General features: G+C 62.3%; 2 protein-coding genes. One reads left to right on the top strand and one right to left on the bottom strand.

The window, feature by feature from the left end:
* The coding region (locus ACR0E6_RS21805; RefSeq protein WP_480587250.1) for a MerR family transcriptional regulator at window positions 1-448 on the bottom strand (448 nt) is incomplete at its 3' end.
* A gap of 71 nt (window positions 449-519) precedes the next feature.
* Here ACR0E6_RS21805 and ACR0E6_RS21800 point away from each other — a divergent pair.
* A partial coding sequence (locus ACR0E6_RS21800; RefSeq protein ID WP_480587248.1) for a cation diffusion facilitator family transporter occupies window positions 520-911 on the top strand: 392 nt, incomplete at its 3' end.

Raw genomic sequence — 911 nt, 5'->3', positions numbered from 1 at the left:
CGGATAAGTCTGCGCTACCGTCCGGCAGATCATGCGCACCGATACAGAGCCGGTGATCCCCCAGAACCTCGATGACGCGACACTCTCCGGCGTGGCCTGGATCGTCCGCACTGGCCATCCGCACCAGTTCTTCCCGAAGCTGCGCGAGAATGGTCATGCGCCGGTCCACCGCCGCGAGCTGCTTGCGTGCGATCTCATGGGCAGGTGCGCAATCCTCTGACGGGGCTTCTGCCAAGGCCATCAGATCGGCGATGTCATCGAGCCCGAAGCCCAGTTCCCGCGCGTGACGGAGGAAAGCGAGGCGTTCGAGCGCCGCTGCATCATAGCGCCTCTGCCCGCCTGTCGTCCGCGCCGGTGCCGGTATCAGGCCCCGGCTTTCGTAGTAGCGGATCGTCGTCACCTTCACACCCGTCCGGCGCGACATCTGCCCGATGGAATATTCTTTCATGTCGCCTCTTGAACCTCCAGTCGCTGTAGATCGTATCTACACTGAAGTGATACGAATCGAAAGGAGCTACTATGGGGCACGGCCATCATCATCACGTCGATCCGGAAGCGGGCGACCGCCGGGTCTTCGCCGCCATCGCAGTCAATATGGGCCTGACGGTTGCTCAGATCGTCGGCGGCATCGTTTCCGGTTCGCTGGCGCTGATCGCCGATGCGCTGCACAACTTTTCCGATGCAATCTCGCTCATCATCGCTTTCGCCGCCCGGAAAATCGCGCGGCGACCTCGCGATGCCGACATGACGTTCGGCTACGGTCGGGTCGAGGTCGTGGCCGCGCTCATCAACTACACCACGCTGATCGTGATCGGCCTCTACCTGCTCTACGAAGCCGCGATGCGCTTTGCCGATCCGCAGCCGGTCGAGGGCTGGCTGATCGTCATCATCGCCGGAATTGCGCTTATCGT

This window comes from Ruegeria sp. AP12 (assembly GCF_056540025.1).
Note: the sequence above shows the minus strand (reverse complement) of the source record. Positions and strands in the feature narration are given on the sequence as shown.